The sequence below is a fragment of the Pseudomonas sp. HUK17 genome, from assembly GCF_001566765.1.
Window position 1 is genome coordinate 33962 of sequence record NZ_LSMW01000014.1, and the last position, 16510, is coordinate 50471.

The 16510-nt window shown below is 67.1% G+C and carries 16 protein-coding genes; 6 read left to right on the plus strand and 10 right to left on the minus strand.

Annotated features, from left to right (window positions below; all coding sequences use genetic code 11):
• Positions 1 to 95: 95 nt before the first annotated feature.
• The 4 genes from rpoH to ftsY form a co-directional block, all read right to left on the minus strand.
• Positions 96 to 950 (minus strand): RNA polymerase sigma factor RpoH, encoded by an 855-nt coding sequence (gene rpoH, locus AX284_RS09540; protein WP_064309252.1) that lies wholly within the window; start codon positions 948 to 950, stop codon positions 96 to 98.
• Between the two features lie 161 nt (positions 951 to 1111).
• The gene (gene ftsX, locus AX284_RS09545) at positions 1112 to 2122 is read right to left on the minus strand and encodes a permease-like cell division protein FtsX (RefSeq protein WP_064309253.1); all 1011 of its coding nucleotides are present in this window, start codon (positions 2120 to 2122) and stop codon (positions 1112 to 1114) included.
• Entirely contained in the window at positions 2119 to 2793 is a 675-nt protein-coding gene (ftsE, locus tag AX284_RS09550; protein WP_064309254.1) for a cell division ATP-binding protein FtsE, read from the minus strand. The genes ftsX and ftsE overlap by 4 nt, the downstream gene beginning before the upstream one ends.
• Positions 2790 to 4256 (minus strand): signal recognition particle-docking protein FtsY, encoded by a 1467-nt coding sequence (gene ftsY / locus AX284_RS09555; RefSeq protein WP_068384907.1) that lies wholly within the window; start codon positions 4254 to 4256, stop codon positions 2790 to 2792. The genes ftsE and ftsY overlap by 4 nt, the downstream gene beginning before the upstream one ends.
• Positions 4257 to 4458: 202 nt before the next feature.
• On the opposite strand from ftsY, the gene AX284_RS09560 reads away from it, so the two are divergent.
• The 6 genes from AX284_RS09560 to AX284_RS09585 all read left to right on the plus strand — a co-directional run bounded on the left by AX284_RS09560 (position 4459) and on the right by AX284_RS09585 (position 9764).
• On the plus strand, positions 4459 to 5820 hold the full coding sequence (locus AX284_RS09560) for a M16 family metallopeptidase (RefSeq protein ID WP_068384910.1): 1362 nt from the start codon (positions 4459 to 4461) through the stop codon (positions 5818 to 5820).
• Positions 5817 to 7256, plus strand: a complete 1440-nt coding sequence (locus AX284_RS09565; protein ID WP_068384913.1) for a M16 family metallopeptidase — start codon at positions 5817 to 5819, stop codon at positions 7254 to 7256. The genes AX284_RS09560 and AX284_RS09565 overlap by 4 nt, the downstream gene beginning before the upstream one ends.
• Position 7257: 1 nt before the next feature.
• Entirely contained in the window at positions 7258 to 7827 is a 570-nt protein-coding gene (rsmD, locus tag AX284_RS09570) for a 16S rRNA (guanine(966)-N(2))-methyltransferase RsmD (protein WP_068384915.1), read from the plus strand.
• Entirely contained in the window at positions 7824 to 8828 is a 1005-nt protein-coding gene (locus AX284_RS09575; protein ID WP_068384918.1) for a hydrolase, read from the plus strand. Before rsmD ends, AX284_RS09575 begins: the two co-directional genes overlap by 4 nt.
• Before the next feature lie 99 nt (positions 8829 to 8927).
• A complete protein-coding gene (gene coaD, locus AX284_RS09580; protein ID WP_007161641.1) occupies positions 8928 to 9413 on the plus strand; it encodes a pantetheine-phosphate adenylyltransferase in 486 nt (161 codons plus the stop codon).
• 99 nt (positions 9414 to 9512) lie between these two features.
• Positions 9513 to 9764, plus strand: coding sequence for a YfhL family 4Fe-4S dicluster ferredoxin (locus tag AX284_RS09585; protein ID WP_017641009.1), 252 nt, complete (start codon positions 9513 to 9515; stop codon positions 9762 to 9764).
• A 10-nt stretch (positions 9765 to 9774) separates the two neighbouring features.
• Here the strand turns inward: AX284_RS09585 and AX284_RS09590 are convergent, their stop codons facing one another.
• The 6 genes from AX284_RS09590 to AX284_RS09615 form a co-directional block, all read right to left on the minus strand.
• Positions 9775 to 10131, minus strand: coding sequence for a hypothetical protein (locus tag AX284_RS09590; RefSeq protein WP_017641010.1), 357 nt, complete (start codon positions 10129 to 10131; stop codon positions 9775 to 9777).
• A gap of 85 nt (positions 10132 to 10216) precedes the next feature.
• Positions 10217 to 11029 carry a prolipoprotein diacylglyceryl transferase gene (gene lgt / locus AX284_RS09595; protein ID WP_017641011.1) on the minus strand — a complete coding sequence of 271 codons (813 nt, stop codon included), beginning with the start codon at positions 11027 to 11029 and terminating at the stop codon, positions 10217 to 10219.
• 19 nt (positions 11030 to 11048) lie between these two features.
• Positions 11049 to 11831 (minus strand): sulfite exporter TauE/SafE family protein, encoded by a 783-nt coding sequence (locus tag AX284_RS09600; RefSeq protein ID WP_017641012.1) that lies wholly within the window; start codon positions 11829 to 11831, stop codon positions 11049 to 11051.
• Positions 11832 to 11907: 76 nt separating this feature from the next.
• The gene (ptsP, locus tag AX284_RS09605) at positions 11908 to 14187 is read right to left on the minus strand and encodes a phosphoenolpyruvate--protein phosphotransferase (RefSeq protein ID WP_017641013.1); all 2280 of its coding nucleotides are present in this window, start codon (positions 14185 to 14187) and stop codon (positions 11908 to 11910) included.
• Positions 14188 to 14298: 111 nt separating this feature from the next.
• A complete protein-coding gene (locus AX284_RS09610; RefSeq protein ID WP_007161635.1) occupies positions 14299 to 14772 on the minus strand; it encodes an RNA pyrophosphohydrolase in 474 nt (157 codons plus the stop codon).
• Positions 14773 to 14963: 191 nt separating this feature from the next.
• Positions 14964 to 16487 (minus strand): MFS transporter, encoded by a 1524-nt coding sequence (locus AX284_RS09615; protein ID WP_068384922.1) that lies wholly within the window; start codon positions 16485 to 16487, stop codon positions 14964 to 14966.
• Between the last annotated feature and the right edge of the window lie 23 nt (positions 16488 to 16510).

Genomic DNA, 16510 nt, shown 5'->3' on the forward strand with positions numbered 1-16510 from the left:
GAGCCTGATCCAAGCCAGCCTACTGGCTGGGCGATAAGATTTGCAGACATAAAAAAACCGCACCCTAAGGTGCGGTTTTTCAATCAACGAGCGGATCAGGCGGCGATATTGCCCTTGAGCTTGTTCATCGCGTTCTTTTCCAGCTGACGGATACGCTCCGCCGAGACGTTGTACTTGGCCGCCAGCTCGTGCAGCGTCGCCTTTTCCTCGGCCAGCCAGCGCTGGTAGAGAATGTCGCGGCTGCGGTCGTCCAGATGCTCCAGGGCCTCGTGCAGATTGGCCGTGGAACTGTCGGTCCAGTCGGCTTCCTCCAGCTGACGCGCCGGATCGTAACGGCTGTCTTCCAGGTACTGGGCCGGCGACTGATAGGCGGCATCGTCATCGGCATCGCTGGCCGGGTCGAAGGCCATGTCATGTCCGGTCAGACGACTTTCCATCTCGCGCACTTCCCGGGGTTCGACACCCAGGGTTTCGGCCACGCGATGGACCTCGTCGTTGTTCAGCCAGGCCAGTCGTTTCTTCTGACTGCGCAGGTTGAAGAACAACTTGCGCTGCGCCTTGGTGGTGGCGACCTTGACGATGCGCCAGTTGCGCAGAATAAATTCGTGGATTTCGGCCTTGATCCAGTGCACGGCAAAGGACACCAGGCGTACGCCCATTTCGGGGTTGAAGCGCTTCACGGCCTTCATCAGGCCGACATTGCCTTCCTGGACCAGGTCGGCCTGGGCCAGACCATAGCCGGAATAGCTCTTGGCGATATGCACCACGAAACGCAGATGCGCGAGCACCAACTGCCGGGCGGCCTCGACGTCTTCCTTGTAGAAGAGGCGCTCAGCCAGTTCACGCTCCCGCTCCGGCGTGAGCAGCGGAATGCTGTTCACCGAATGCACATAGGCTTCCAGGCTGGCGCCGGGAACCAATGTGGGAACAGGTTGCAACGAAGTGGTCATGCGAATCCTCCGATTCACTAAGCACTGGGCAGTCTAACACTGATTTTTTGGACAGCGCCAGACTAGCCGAGGTTCCCTTAACCCCAGCTGAAAACCACCGTGAAATGCTTGTGTCATCAGGGGGTTAGACCGTTTCCAAAGGTGTCGGAAACGGTCGTTGGTCAGCGCGGCGCGAGTTCGCGCAGGTGACGGGCGACGGCCAGCCAGGCACCGATGTAGCCGAGCAGCACGGCGCCGATCAGCAGTTGCAGCCCGTCTTCGATAGCGACACTGCCCAGGGCGAAATCGCTGCCGTAGAGGCCGGCCAGATCCAGCACCGCGCCGTTGAGCCAGTTGAGGCCGAACACCAGCAGCGCCCAGGCGGCGATGCCCGCGCCCAGGCCGAACAGCGCGCCCATGTAGAGGAAGGGCCGGCGCACGTAGCCGTCGGTGCCGCCCACCAGCTTGACCACCTCGATCTCGGTGCGGCGATTCTCGATGGCCAGGCGGATGGTGTTGCCGATCACCAGCAGCAGGGCGATCACCAGCACCACGGTCAGGCCGAAGACGAAGCGCTCGCCGAGCTTGAGGATGGCGGTGAGGCGCTCGACCCACTGCATGTCCAGCTGCACCTGCTGCACGCCGTTCATCTCGGCCAGCTGGCTGCGCAGCATGTCGAGGCGACTCTTGTCGATTTCCTTGGGCGTCACGGCGATGACGCCGGGCAGCGGATTCTGCGGCAATTCGCGCAACGCCTCGCCGAGGCCGGCGTCCTGCTGCAATTCCTTCAGGGCATCGTCCGGGCTGATCCAGCGCGCCTCGGCCACATCGGGCAGGACCTTGATCTGGCTCATCAGCACCTCGGCCTGGTCCTGACCGGTGCGCAGGTCGAGGAACACCGAGATCTGCGCCGCACGCTGCCAGGAGCCGCCCAGGCGCTCGACGTTCTTCAGCAGCAAGGACACCCCCATGGGCAGCGCCAGGGCGATACCCATCACCAGACAGGTGAGAAAGGTGCCTATGGGCTGCTGCACCATGCGCCTGAGGCTGTCCCTCAGGCCGGTGCGGTGGGCTTCGAGGTAGGCGTGCAGCGGACTGCGCCAGTCGCTCTTGGGTTTCTGCGGGGCCTGGCGCTGCGGACGCTGGGGTTTGCCGCCCTGTTCCTGGCCACGGGGCAGTTCGGTGGCGCTCATGGCTGGCTCTCCTCTTCGTCACCGATCAGGCGACCGCGCTGCAGGGTCAGCATGCGATGGTGCAGGCGGGCGATGAGCGCATGGTCGTGGCTGGCGATCAGCACCGTGGTGCCGAGACTGTTGATATCCTCGAAGACGCCCATGATCTCCGAGGCCAGGCGCGGATCGAGGTTGCCGGTGGGTTCGTCGGCGAGCAGCAGGGCCGGCCGATGCACCACGGCGCGGGCGATGCCGACCCGCTGTTGCTGGCCGGTGGACAGCTCGGCCGGATAGTCGTCGAGCTTGTCCTTGAGGCTGACCCGCTCCAGCGCAGAGGCGACGCGCTTGGCGATCTCGGGCTTGGACAGGCCGAGGATCTGCAGCGGCAGGGCGACGTTGTCGAACACGGTGCGGTCATGGAGCAGCTGGTGGTTCTGGAAGACCACGCCGATCTGCCGGCGCAGAAAGGGAATCTGCGCATTGGTGATGCGCGAGATGTCCTGGCCGGCCAGGGTCAGCTTGCCGCCGGTGGGCCTTTCCATGGCCAGGATCAGCCGCATCAGGGTGCTCTTGCCGGCGCCGGAATGACCGGTGACGAAGAGGATCTCGCCGCGTTCGGCACGGAAGCTCAGTTCCTGCAGGCCGACGTGACCGTTGGGATAGCGCTTGGAGACGCGGTCGAACTGGATCATGAGACGCCCCGCTCCGCGAACAGGGCCTGGACGAAGGGCCGCGCCTCGAAGGGCCGCAGGTCGTCGATGCCTTCGCCGACGCCAACATAGCGGATCGGCAGGGCGCTCTGCTTGGCCAGGGCGAAGATCACCCCGCCCTTGGCGGTGCCGTCGAGCTTGGTCAGCGCCAGGCCGGTCAGGGGCACCGCGTTGTGGAACTGCTTGGCCTGGTTGAGGGCGTTCTGGCCGGTACCGGCGTCCAGCACCAGCAGGGTCTCGTGGGGCGCCGCCTCGTCCAGCTTGCCGATCACCCGGCGAACCTTGCGCAGCTCCTCCATGAGGTTGTCCTTGGTGTGCAGCCGGCCGGCGGTGTCGGCGATCAGCACATCGATACCGCGGGCCTTGGCGGCCTGGACGGCGTCGAAGATCACCGAGGCGGAATCGGCGCCGGTGTGCTGGGCGATCACCGGGATACGGTTGCGCTCGCCCCAGACCTGCAGCTGCTCGACCGCTGCGGCGCGGAAGGTGTCACCGGCGGCCAGCATGACCTTCTTGCCTTCGTTCTGCAGCCGCTTGGCCAGCTTGCCGATGGTGGTGGTCTTGCCGGCGCCGTTCACGCCGACCACCAGGATGACATAGGGCTTGTGCGAGGTATCGATCACCAGCGGCTGCTCCACCGGCAGCAGCATCTCGGTGAGTTCCTGCTGCAATGCCTGGTAGAGCGCCTCGCTATCGGCCAGCTGCTTGCGCGCCACCTTCTGGGTCAGATTGCGCATGATGACACCGGTGGCCTCGACGCCGACGTCGGCGGTCAGCAGGCGGGTTTCCAGTTCTTCGAGCAGGTCGTCGTCGATGGCCTTCTTGCCGAGGAACAGGCTGGCCATGCCTTCGCCGAGGCTGGCGCTGGTCTTGGACAGGCCCTGGCGCAGACGGGCGAAGAAGCCCAGCTTGGCCGGTTCGGCGGGAGCGGCGACGACGGCGGGTGGAGCGGGCTCGGGTTCGGGTTCGGGCGCAACCACCTCGGGTTCAGGACGGACCGGGGCGACGGGCGCAACGGGTACGACCGGGGCGGGAGCGGGCTCAGACTCAACCGGCACAACCGGCACAACCGGAGGCAGCGGCGCGACCGGCACTGCTGCTGGCTCGGGCTCCACCTCGGGCGCCCTAGCCGGCTCGACCTCGACCGGCGGCACGATGGGATCGGCCACCAACGGCTCGACCAGCGCCGTGAGCGCCACCGGCGACGGCGCCTCCTCTTCGGCGACCGGCACCGGGGTCAGCGAGGGAATCGCCTCCGGCGGCTCGGGCACCGGCTCCGGGTGCTGCACCGGCTCGCTGGCCAGCGGCTCGGGCAGGCGCTCCTCGGCTTCAGGCGCGGGGGCTTCGGCAGGCGTCTCTACGGGTTCGGCAGTCTTCTTGCGGAACCAGCCGAACAGGCCTTTCTTCTCCGTGGGGGGAGACTTCTTGTCGTCGGATCCAAACATGCGGGGCTCTGTATCGAACGGACGAACCGGCTGCGGGAGCTCCGCCAGGCGGGGCTCGACCGTCAGGCATGGCCGTCGGGAAAAGGGATGCGTATCCTAGCAGCCTGCCGGGCGGAAGACCTCCCCGTCGGCGAAAAACGCGCGACCGTCCCCAGGACGCAGCCGCTTCGTCCCCTACCGCGCTACAAGGCCTGCTCTCGCGATGCCCGCCTCCCGCTTCCGTCGGACCGCCCTGGTCGTCCTGCTCAGCCTGCTCCCCACCCTCGCCCTGGCCACCGCCAGCCGGCAGAACACCGAGGAATTCACCCTCGACAACGGCCTCAAGCTGGTAGTCCGCGAAGATCACCGGGCGCCGGTCGCCGTGGTGCAACTCTGGTATCGCGTGGGTTCGAGCCTGGAGGCACCCGGCGCGACCGGCTTGTCCCACGCCCTGGAACACCTGATGTTCAAGGGCAGCCGCAAGCTCGGTGCCGGCGAGGCCTCGCACCTGCTGCGCGACCTGGGCGCCGAGGAAAACGCCTTCACCACCGATGACTACACCGTCTACTACCAGTTGCTCGCCCGCGATCGCCTGCCGGTGGCCCTGGAGCTGGAAGCCGATCGCATGCAGCACCTGCGCCTGGCGCCCGACGAGGTCAGCCGCGAGCTGGAGGTGATCAAGGAGGAACGCCGGCTGCGCACCGACGACCGCCCCGAGGCGCTGTCCTTCGAACGCTTCAAGGCCGCGGCCTACCCGGCCAGCGGCTATCGCAACCCCACCATCGGCTGGCCCCAGGACCTGCAGCGCCTCGGCGTGGACGACCTGCGTCGCTGGTACCAGACCTGGTACGCACCCAACAACGCCACCCTGGTGGTGGTGGGCGACGTCGAACCCCAGGCGATCCGCGCCGAGGTGCAGCGCTGGTTCGGCGGCATCCCCCGCAGCGACCTGCACGCGCCGCGGCGGCCGCTGGAATTGCCAGCGCCGGGCGAGCGGCGCCTGGCGCTGCAGGCCCGCGAACTGCCCAGCCTGCTGATGGGCTTCAACGTGCCCAGCCTGGCCACCGCCGCCCAGCCGCGCGATGCCTATGCGCTGCAACTGCTGGCCGCCCTGCTCAGCGGCGGCTCGGGGGCACGCCTGCCCAGTCGTCTCGAACGCGGCGCGGAAGTGGCCAGCAGCGTGCGCGCCGCCTATGGCGCCTATACCCGCGGCGACAGCCTCTTCCTGCTCAGCGGCACCCCCAATACCCAGCGTGGCAAGACCCTCGACCAGCTGGAAGCGGCCTTCTGGGCGCAACTGGAGCTGCTCAAGCGCGAGCCGCCCAGCGCCGAGGAACTGGCCCGGGTCCGCGCCCTGCTGGTGGCCGGATTGGTCTATGGCCGCGACTCCATCACCGCTCAGGCCAGCAGCATCGGCCAGTTGGAAAGCGTCGGCCTCGGCTGGCGCCAGGGCGATCGGCTGCTCGACGAGCTGGGCCAGGTCACTCCCGACGACCTGCGCCGCGTGGCCCGTACCTACTTCACTCGCGAGCGCCTGACCCTGGGCCAGTTGCGCCCCGAACCCACCGCGGAGGCCCGTCGATGAAGCGTCTGCTGTGCCTTGCGCTGTGCCTGCTCGCGGGCTGTCAGTCCCCCACCCCGGTCGGCGACCTGGCGCGCGCCTATCCCGCCGTGGACAGCCTCAAGACCCTCAAGGAGGTACCGCCCCTGGGGCGCCAGCTGGACATCCAGCGCTGGCGCACCGCCGAGGGCGCCCAGGTGCTGTTCGTGCCGGCGCCGGAATTGCCGATGTTTGACGTGCGCCTGATCTTCGCCGCCGGCAGCAGCCAGGACGGCGCCACGCCGGGCCTGGCCATGCTGACCAACGGCCTGCTCAACGAAGGCACCCCGGGACGCGATGCCGGCGCCATCGCCGACGGCTTCGAGCGCCTGGGCGCCGATTTCAGCAACGGCGCCTACCGTGACCAGGCGGTGGCCGGGCTGCGCACCCTCGCCGATCCGGCCCACAGCGAACCGGCCCTGGCACTGCTGGCCGACGTGGTCGGTCGCCCGACCTTTCCCGCCGAGGCCATCCAACGCATCCGCGACCAGTTGCTGACGCTGATCGCCGCCAGCCGTCGCGAGCCGGCCAGCCTGGCCGGCGAAGCCCTGCAGGAACGTCTCTATGGCAGCCATCCCTATGCCCATTCGCCACGGGGCACGGCAGCCGGACTGGCACGCCTCGACGCGGCCAGCCTTACGGCCTTCCATGCCCGTGCCTATGCCGCCGGCAATGCCGTGATCGCCCTCACCGGCGACCTGGATCGCGCCCGCGCCGAGCAGATCGCCGCCCAGCTGTCGCGCGCCCTGCCCCGCGGCCCGGCCCTGCCGCCACTGCCGGTGCCAGCGCCTGCCGCACCGGCCCGGGTGCAGCTGGAGATCCCGGCGCAGCAGACGCGCCTGCTGCTCGGCCAACTCGGCATCACCCGCCGCGATCCCGACTATGCCGCCCTCTTCGTCGGCAACCAGATCCTTGGCGGTGGCGGTTTCGGCAGTCGCCTGATGACCGAATTGCGCGAACGCCGCGGTCTCACCTACGGCGTCAGCTCGGGCTTCACCCCCATGCGTCAGCCTGGCCCCTTCACCCTCGGCCTGCAGACCCGCGCCGAACTGGGCGATGCCACCCTGGCCTTGGTCCGTGATCTGCTGCGCGACTACCTGGCCCAGGGCCCTACCCAGGCCGAACTGGACCGCGCCAAGCGGCAGATCGAAGGCAGCTTCCCACTGGCCAACGCCAGCAACGGCGCCATCGTCGCCCAACTGGGCAACATCGGCTTCTATGACCTGCCCAGCAGCTACCTCGATGACTTCCTCCAGCAGGTCCGCCGGCTGACGGTGGAGCAGGTGCATGCCGCCCTACAGCGCCACCTGGATCCGGCCAACTTCGTCGTGGTCAGCGCCGGCCCACGGGTCGCCCAGCAGCCGCTGCCGCCACCCCGCCCTCTTCCCAACCTGCCGCCCAGCGGCGTTCCGGAGCACTAGCATGGCCCAGAAGACCGCCAACCAACTGCGCATCATCGGTGGCGACTGGCGCAGCCGGCGCTTCGTCTTTCCCGATGCCCTGGGCCTGAGACCCACCCCGGATCGCGTCCGCGAGACCCTGTTCAACTGGCTGGCCGCCGTCACCCCGGGCGCGCGGGTGCTGGATCCCTTCGCCGGCAGTGGCGCCCTACTGCTGGAAGCCCTGTCCCGCGGCGCCGGCCCGGCGCTGGCCTTCGACCTCAATGCCCAGGCCGCCAATGCCCTGCGCGGTCATCTGCAGGTCCTCGGCTGCGCCCAGGTCGAGGTACGCCAGACCGATGCCCTGCAGGCCCTGGCCAAGCCGGCGGCGACGCCCTTCGACCTGGTGTTTCTCGATCCGCCCTTTGGCCAGGACCTGCTGGAGCCGGCCTGCGCGACCCTGGAAGCCCAGGGCTGGCTCGCCGCGGACGCCTGGATCTACACCGAGAGCGAGACCCAGCCCTCGCGCCTGAGCCTGCCCGCGACCTGGCAACTGCACCGCGAGAAGAAGACCGGCAACGTCCACTACGCCCTCTGGCACCGCCAGGCGTGAACAGCGCCCCCTTTCGACCGGCACGCTGGCTACCCGGCCCGCACCTGCAGACCCTCTGGGGCTCGTTGTGGCGGCGTCTGCCGCCCATCACCCGACCACGCGAACGGCTGTGGCTGGAGGATGGCGACTTCCTGGATCTGGACTGGTACCACGCCGAGGACCCACGGGCGCCGCTGGTGCTGATCGCCCATGGGCTCACCGGCAGCTCCGGCTCCCACTATGTGCTCGGCCTGCAATTCGCCCTGGCCGCCCGCGGCTGGGCCAGCGTCGGCCTTAACTGGCGCGGCTGCTCCGGCGAACCCAACCGCCTGCCGCGTGGCTATCACTCCGGCGTCAGCGAAGACCTGGCGGCGGTGGTGCGCCATCTGCAGGCCAGTCGTCCGGAGGCTCCGCTGTATGCGGTGGGCTTTTCCCTCGGTGGCAATGTGCTGCTCAAGTACCTCGGTGAGCGCGGCGCGGAAAGCGGACTACAAGCCGCGGCGGCGGTGTCGGTGCCCTTTCGTCTGGACCTCTGCGCCGATCGCATCGGCATCGGCTTCTCGCGTATCTATCAGCGGCACTTCATCCGCGAACTGGCGCGCTATGTGCGCGACAAGCAGGCACTGTTTGATCGCGAGCGCCATCCCGAGCAGCACGAGATCCTCGCCCGCCTGGGCCCGCCCGAGGGGCTCAAGACCTTCTGGGACTTCGACGATAGATACACCGCGCCCTTGCATGGCTTTCGCGATGCCCGGGACTATTATCGCCAGGCCTCCAGCCGCTATTACCTGGGGGGTATCCGCATCCCCACCCTGCTGATCCAGGCCGAGGACGATCCCTTCATCGGCACCGACGCCCTGCCCGCCCGCGCCGAACTGGCGCCCGACACCCTGTTCGAGCGCCTGCCCCACGGCGGCCACGTGGGTTTCGTCGGCGGCTCCTTCCGCGAACCGGACTACTATCTGGAAAGGCGCATCCCCGACTGGCTGGTCAGCCAACGGGCAGCGCCATCCGGCCGATAAACGCCCACGGGTCGGCGATCCTGGCGGCTGTCGCCTTGGCCTCACCCCGCCCCTGAGCTACCATCCAAACCCCAACAGCTTCGCCCCCAGGACAGCGTCATGAACCGAGTGCTATACCCCGGCACCTTCGACCCCATCACCAAGGGCCATGGCGATCTGGTGGAGCGTGCCTCGCGGCTGTTTGACGAAGTCGTGGTGGCGGTGGCGGCCAGCCCCAAGAAGAACCCGCTGTTTCCGCTGGAACGCCGGGTCGAGCTGGCCAAGGCGGTGACCGCGCACCTGCCCAACGTCGAGGTGATCGGCTTCAGCTGCCTGCTGGCCACCCTGGTGGAACAGCAGAAGGCGACCATCATCCTGCGCGGCCTGCGCGCCGTGTCGGATTTCGAATTCGAATTCCAGCTGGCCAACATGAACCGGGTGCTGGCGCCCCAGGCGGAAAGCATGTTCCTGACCCCGTCGGAACACTATTCCTACCTGTCCTCCACCCTGGTGCGGGAGATCGCGGCGCTCGGTGGCGACGTGACCAAGTTCGTCCATCCCACCGTGCATCAGGCGCTGCTGGAGCGTTTTGCCCCGGCCAGCTGATTAACCCCAAGGACTGTCGGGTGCAGCCGGCGCGCGGATGGGGCAAAATGCGCGCCTGACTTTTGGATCGCTGCGCGTTCGCGTGGCGAGGAGCCGACGATGTCCCTCATCATTACCGACGATTGCATCAACTGCGACGTGTGCGAGCCCGAGTGCCCGAACGGCGCCATCTCTCAGGGCGCGGAGATCTACGTGATCGATCCGAACCTGTGCACCGAGTGCGTGGGCCACTACGACGAACCCCAGTGCCAGCAGGTCTGCCCGGTGGACTGTATCCCCCTCGACGAAAACCATGTCGAGACCAAGGAGCAGCTGCACGACAAATACCTGAAGATCAGCGGCCAGGGCTAGCGCCAGGGCCTTACTCGGTACGCCCGTAGCCGCTCTGGGTGCAACCCAGGCAGCGCACGAAGGCCGCCTTGCCTGGCTCGACCACCAGGGCCTTGCCGGCCTTGCCGATGTTACCGCCCGCGGCGGTGAATGGCAGACTGACCACGAAGACGCCCGCGCCGATCACGGTGGCGGCGATCAGCAGCGGCCGCGCGATCAAGAGATCGCCGATCATGGAAAAGGCGGCGGGAGCCTGGGCTTCACCGAACGCCTGGTCGGCGGTCTGATACTCGGTGACGTCACCCTGAGCCTGTTGCGCCTGCGCCGGCAGGACCTGCATCGTCAGGGCCAGCGCCAGCACGGCAGCCAGGCTACGGAACGGATTCATACGGCTGATCCCTTGCGCGGTTGTGATGGTGGTCCCTGAACTATAACAGGCCGCCCGCACTTGTCATGCGGGCGGTCCCCAGACGTCATTCGGCGCGGACGACCGGCTGCGGCGCGCGGCGATGGGCGTAGACCATGAGCGCGATACCGCCGAGCACCATGGGCACGCAGAGCACCTGCCCCATGGTCAGCCAGCCCCAGGCCAGATAGCCGAGCTGGGCATCGGGCACCCGCACGAATTCGACAATGAAGCGGAAGATGCCGTAGCAGAGCACGAACAGGCCGGACACGGCCATGGTCGGCCGCGGCTTGCGCGAATATAGCCAGAGGATCACGAACAGCGCCACGCCTTCCAGGGCGAACTGGTAGAGCTGCGAGGGATGGCGCGGCAACTGGGCCGGATCGCTGTAGGGCGGGAAAATCATCGCCCAGGGCACATCGGTCGGCTTGCCCCAGAGTTCGGCATTGATGAAGTTGCCGATGCGGCCGGCACCCAGGCCGATGGGCACCAGCGGGGCGATGAAGTCCATCAGCTCGAAGAAGCCCTTGTTGTGGCGCTTGCCGAACCACCAGACCGCCAGGATCACCCCGAGCAGCCCGCCATGGAAGGACATGCCGCCCTTCCAGACCTCGAAGATCAGCGTCGGATTGGCGATGTACTCCGCCAGGTTGTAGAACAGCACGTAGCCGAGCCGCCCCCCGGCGATGACCCCCAGCGCCACCCAGAACACCAGGTCGGACAGGGTCTCGCTGGTCCAACGCGGATCGAAGCGATTGAGCCGACGCTTGGCCAACCACCAGGCGCCACCGATCCCCACCAGGTACATGAGCCCGTACCAGTGGATCTTCAGCGGCCCCAGCGACAGGGCCACCGGGTCTATTTGCGGATACGGCAGCATGGTGCCTCCTTGAAGGGGATCAGAGTAAGAAGTTGAGACCGACGCCGAACAGCAACAGGGCGAACAGGCGCTTGAGCAGCCGGGGCGACAGGCGATGGGCCAGTCGCGCACCGAAACGGGCCGAGAACATGCTGGTCAGGGCGATACCCAGCAAGGCCGGCAGATAGACATAGCCCAGGCTCCAGGCGGGCAGGCCCGGCTGCTGCCAGCCGACCAGGATGAAGGACAGCGCCCCGGACAGGGCAATGGGCAGGCCGCAGGCCGCCGAGGTGGCCACCGCCTGCGGCATGCTCAGGCTGCGCCAGATCAGGAAGGGGACGGTAAGCGAGCCGCCGCCGATGCCGAAGATGGCCGAGGCCCAGCCGATCACCACCCCGGCCACCGTCAGCGCCGGCTTGCCCGGCTCACCGGCCTGGGCCTTGGGGCGCAGGTCCAGCGCCAACTGGAGGGCGATGAGGATGGCGAAGGTGCCGATGATCTTCTGCAGCAGCGGGCCGTGGATGGCGGCGGCGGTCAGCGCACCCAGGGCGCTGCCGAAGACGATGCCCAGGGCCATCCAGGCGAACAGGCGCCAGCGCACGGCGCCAAGCCGGTGATGGGCCCAGACGGAATTGAGCGAGGTGAAGACGATGGTGGCCAGCGAGGTACCCACCGCCAGGTGGGTGAGGATATCCGGATCGAGGCCCTGAGCGGTAAAGCTGTAGACCAGCACCGGCACGATGATCAGGCCGCCGCCGACCCCGAACAGACCGGCCAGCAGCCCGGCGCAGACGCCGAGCACCAGGAAGAGCAAGAGATCCATCATCACCTCGGGCGCAGGAGGCGGCATGGTACGCCGCTGCCTGCCCGGCGGGAAGCGGCCTTCCCGCCGGACACGCTCAGCTCTGGACGCTGGCCGCCGGGTTGATCACCCGACCCAGTCCGAGGTTGCGCAAGGCGAGATGCAGGGCGCTGTGGATGACCTGGGGGTTGTCGATCTGGCGCATCTGCTGCACCAGTTCCCGGGCCTTTTCCAGGGTGACCTGGCGCAGCAGCCATTTCACCTTGGGCAGGTTGGTGGCGTTCATCGACAGGGTATCGAAGCCCATACCCATGAGCAGCACCGCCGCCGCCGGATCGCCGGCCATCTCGCCGCAGATGCTGACCGGCACCCCTTCGGCATGGGCGCCATCGACCACCTGTTGCAGCGCCTGCAGCACCGCCGGGTGGAAGTAGTCGTAGAGATCGGCCACCCGCGGATTGTTGCGATCCACCGCCAGCAGGTACTGGGTCAGGTCGTTGGAGCCTACCGAGATGAAGTCCACCTGGCGCGCCAGATCACGGGCCTGGTAGACCGCCGAGGGTACCTCGACCATGACGCCCACCGGCGGCATGGGAATGTCGACACCTTCGTCACGCACCTCGCACCAGGCACGATGCAACAGATGCTGGGATTCCTCCACCTCGTGCACGCCGGAGATCATCGGCAGCATGATGCGCAGGTTGTTCAGGCCTTCGCTGGCCTTGAGCATGGCACGGGTCTGCACCAGGAAGATTTCCGGATGATCCAGGGTGACACGGATGCCGCGCCAGCCCAGGAAGGGGTTGTCTTCCTTGATCGGGAAATAGGACAGCGCCTTGTCGCCGCCAACGTCCAGGGTGCGCATGGTCACCGGCGCCGGATGGAAGGCCGCCAGCTGCTCGCGATAGATGGAGAGCTGCTCCTTCTCGCTGGGAAAGCGCTCGTTGACCATGAAGGGGACTTCGGTGCGATACAGCCCGACCCCTTCGGCGCCCCGCTGCTGGGCGCGGGCCACGTCGGCCATCAGGCCGGTGTTGACCCACAGCGGCATGCGGTGGCCGTCGAGGGTCTCGCAGGGCAGGCTGCGCAGGGCGTCGAGGCCCTGGGTCAGCTGGCGTTCCTCTTCCACCACGTCGCCGTACTGCTTGATCAGCGTCGGCGAGGGGTTGGTGAAGATCTCGCCGTGGTAGCCGTCGACGATGAGGTCGATGCCGTCCACCTTGGAATACGGCAGGTCCACCGCGCCCATGACGGTGGGCACCCCCATGGCACGCGCCAGTATGGCGACGTGGGAGTTGCCCGAACCCAGCACCGAGATCAGGCCGACCAGGCGCCCCTCGGGCACCTCGCCGAGCATGGCCGGCGAGAGCTCCTCGCTGACCAGGATGGTGTTTTCCGGGTAGATCAGGCAGGCCTGGTGGGCCTGCTGCAGATAGGCCAGCAGCCGGCGCCCGAGGTCACGCACATCGGCGGCACGTTCGCGCAGATAGGCGTCGTCCATCAGCTCGAAGCGCTGGACGTGCTCCATCACCACCTGGCGCAGGGCGCCCTGGGCCCACTGGCCGCTCTTGATGATGGTGGTCACCTCGTTACCGAGGGCGGCGTCGTCGAGCATCATCAGATAGACGTCGAACAGCGCCTGCTCTTCCTTGCGCAACTGGGTGGACAGCCGCTTGGAGAGCGCCTTCATGTCCGCCCGCACGCCTTCCAGCGCCGAGCGGAACAACTGCAGCTCGGCGTCGATGTCGGTCACGGTCTTGTCCGGGACCACTTCCAGGTCGGCCGGTGGCAGGACCACCACCGCCTTGCCGACGCCGACCCCGGGCGCGCCGGGGATGCCGACGAAGCGGGCTTCCTGGATGCCCCTGCCCTGCCGATCCAGACCACGGATGGTCCCGGTGGCCTCGGCATGGGCGATCACCCCGGCGAGCTGGGCACTCATGGTGACCAGGAAGGCTTCCTCGCCCTCGTCGAACTGACGGCGTTCCTTCTGCTGCACCACCAGCACGCCCATGACCCGACGGTGGTGGATGATGGGTGCACCGAGGAAAGACGCATAGCGTTCCTCACCGGTCTCGGCGAAATAGCGAAAGCGCGGGTGGCTGGCGGCGTCTTCGAGATTGAGCGGCTCTTCGCGGGTGCCGACCAGACCGACCAGGCCCTCGTTGGGGGCCATGCTGACCCGGCCGATGGACTTCTTGTTCAGGCCTTCGGTGGCCATCAGCACGAAACGGTTGGTGTCCGGATCCAGCAGATAGACGGAGCAGACCTGCGACTGCATGGCCGCGCGGACGCGCTGCACGATGATGGACAGTGCCGACCCCAGATCCTTGGCGGCATTGACCTCCTGGACGATCTTGCGCAGAACTGCAAGCATCTAGCGCCTCCGCAGCCGACGCCCGGCGAGTCCGCCGGCGTGCATCACGTGTCGTTCATCCTGCATGACCACAGCTTCTCCTCACCTCTTTCGCACCGGCCGTACCGGCAATCAGGCCAGCAAGCGGGGTGCCAACTCCTTGAGCGCCCGCCGATAGACCTCTCGCTTGAAGGTCACCACCTGGCCCAGAGGGTACCAGTAGCTTACCCAGCGCCAGCCATCGAATTCCGGCTTGCCCGTCACATCCATCCGCACCCGCTGCTCTTCCGCGGTCAGCCGCAGCAGAAACCACTTCTGCTTCTGGCCGATGCACAGCGGACGGCTGTGGGTGCGCACCATGCGTTGCGGCAGACGATAGCGCAACCAGCCTCGCGTACAGGCCAGGATACGGACATCATCGGGGCTCAGCCCCACCTCTTCGTTGAGCTCCCGGTACAGCGCCTCTTCGGGCGTTTCCCGGTCATCGATCCCACCCTGGGGAAACTGCCAGGCATCCTGGTTGATGCGGCGAGCCCACAGTACTTGGCCAGCATCGTTGGCGAGAATGATGCCGACATTGGGGCGAAAACCATCAGCGTCGATCACGGCTGCCACCCTTGAAAAATATCGTTGCCCGCATTGTTCCACAAAGCCCAACAGCCCAGCAATGCAAGCTCCGGACCGACCGGGGCGCGGCCGACCGGCGCAGGCTCCCAGCAACCGCCGCGACCTGCAAAGGCCCGCATTATGGTGGTCGCCAGCTGAACGTCGGCTTAAGGGCGGGCAATCGTCGTGCGCTAGCGGAAATGCCGCTGTACGGCCATGTAGACCGCCAGCGCCAGACCGATCCAGCCGACCAGCCAGAAATAGTCGAGATAGCCCAGCACCTGACTCTGGCGGGTGACCAGACTGGAGATCTGCGCCAGGGCGCTGTCGGCGCCGGTAGCCTGCCGATAGCGTTCGCCGTAGGCCTGGTAGTTCGGGGCATAGGGGTTGACCGCAGCGCTGAGCACCGTGGCATGGAAGGCGTCGCGCCACTGCAGGAAGACGTTGGACAGCACGATACCCATGGGCATGACCAGTTGCTGGGTCATGTTCTTGATCTGGTAGGCCTGGCTGAAATAGGCCGGCTCGACGCGCATGAAGGTGTACATGATGATCACCGCGAAGGTGCCGATCAGGTAGGTGCCATGCATCATCAGGCCCGGCACCAGCTGCTGATAGAGGGGCACGTCGCCGTGCTGGTGCACCATCCAGAAGCCGTAGCCGGCCAGCAGCAGATAGCCCGCCACCAGGTACTTGCGAAAGCCGCCCCAGGGAAAGCGCTCGCGCAGCCGCACCGAGGTGATCATCAGCAAGGGTGCCAGGCCGCACAGCCAGCCCAGCGCCATGACGCCCCCGGCGGTATAGACCGGCAGCTGCAGACCGTTGACCACGTACTGGGGAATGATGAAGTTGTAGGCCCCGAGCAGGAAGTAATTGAGCATCATGAACAGCATGCCGGCGAGAAAGCCGGGGGTGATGGCGTGCTTGAAGTCCAGGGTCGGCCGTGCCAGGCCGCGCTCGTAATAGACGTAGAGCCCGAGGATGGCCGTGCCCAGCAGCAGCTCCAGGGCCAGCCACGGACCATCGCTGAAGAAATCGAAGGCCAGCCGCTGGGTGGTGGTGGTCAACAGCAGACTGCCACCCGCCAGCAGCACCATGGACAGCAGCGACGGCGCCCCGGAATTCTCCAGCGGATGGGAACGCCGCGGCAGCGACAGCCAGATGCAAATGGCCACCAGCGCGCAGGCCAGCGCCGGCACCATGAAGATGGCACGCCACTGATGGCCTTCCAGCAATTCCGCGGTGGTGAAGGACGCCAGCGCCCCCCCCAGGGGCACGCCCGAGGCGAAGGCGCGGATCCCGGTCGGCAGCTGCGGACCGGAGAAATACATCTGCACCAGCACCCGCGCCCCGGCAAAGAAGGTGGCGGCGCCGGCGCCCATCAGGACGCGTCCGGCGATGAAGGTCGGCAGATCCGTGGCCACCAGGCAGCACACCTGGCCGACCAGATGGATGCCGACGGCGGTAAAGATCAGGTTGCGATAGCCCAGGCGCTGGGCGAACCACTGGTGCGGCGCGCTGGTGACGATGACGGCGACGCTGTAGCAGGCGGTCGCCAGGCTGTAGCTGCGCGGGTCGATGCCGAGGCCGCCATAGACATAGCGGTTGGCCAGGGCGATGGACAGGTTGTCGAGAAAGTACACCAGCACCATCAGGGTGATGCTCAGCAGCAACAGGCCGCGGTGATGGGGGCGATCGGTGTCGTCGGCGTACATGAAGACCCAGGGCTGGCACTAAG

What these genes read in the sequence shown, in the direction of transcription:
- ftsE (WP_064309254.1), bottom strand. Translation starts at nt 2,793, where the DNA reads ATGATCCAGTTCGACCGCGTCTCCAAGCGCTATCCCAACGGTCACGTC.
- AX284_RS09600 (WP_017641012.1), bottom strand. Translation starts at nt 11,831, where the DNA reads ATGGATCTCTTGCTCTTCCTGGTGCTCGGCGTCTGCGCCGGGCTGCTG.
- ptsP (WP_017641013.1), bottom strand. Translation starts at nt 14,187, where the DNA reads ATGCTTGCAGTTCTGCGCAAGATCGTCCAGGAGGTCAATGCCGCCAAG.
- AX284_RS09590 (WP_017641010.1), bottom strand. Translation starts at nt 10,131, where the DNA reads ATGAATCCGTTCCGTAGCCTGGCTGCCGTGCTGGCGCTGGCCCTGACG.
- ftsY (WP_068384907.1), bottom strand. Translation starts at nt 4,256, where the DNA reads ATGTTTGGATCCGACGACAAGAAGTCTCCCCCCACGGAGAAGAAAGGC.
- rpoH (WP_064309252.1), bottom strand. Translation starts at nt 950, where the DNA reads ATGACCACTTCGTTGCAACCTGTTCCCACATTGGTTCCCGGCGCCAGC.
- rsmD (WP_068384915.1), top strand. Translation starts at nt 7,258, where the DNA reads ATGGCCCAGAAGACCGCCAACCAACTGCGCATCATCGGTGGCGACTGG.
- lgt (WP_017641011.1), bottom strand. Translation starts at nt 11,029, where the DNA reads ATGCTGCCGTATCCGCAAATAGACCCGGTGGCCCTGTCGCTGGGGCCG.
- coaD (WP_007161641.1), top strand. Translation starts at nt 8,928, where the DNA reads ATGAACCGAGTGCTATACCCCGGCACCTTCGACCCCATCACCAAGGGC.
- AX284_RS09615 (WP_068384922.1), bottom strand. Translation starts at nt 16,487, where the DNA reads ATGTACGCCGACGACACCGATCGCCCCCATCACCGCGGCCTGTTGCTG.
- AX284_RS09560 (WP_068384910.1), top strand. Translation starts at nt 4,459, where the DNA reads ATGCCCGCCTCCCGCTTCCGTCGGACCGCCCTGGTCGTCCTGCTCAGC.
- ftsX (WP_064309253.1), bottom strand. Translation starts at nt 2,122, where the DNA reads ATGAGCGCCACCGAACTGCCCCGTGGCCAGGAACAGGGCGGCAAACCC.
- AX284_RS09585 (WP_017641009.1), top strand. Translation starts at nt 9,513, where the DNA reads ATGTCCCTCATCATTACCGACGATTGCATCAACTGCGACGTGTGCGAG.
- AX284_RS09565 (WP_068384913.1), top strand. Translation starts at nt 5,817, where the DNA reads ATGAAGCGTCTGCTGTGCCTTGCGCTGTGCCTGCTCGCGGGCTGTCAG.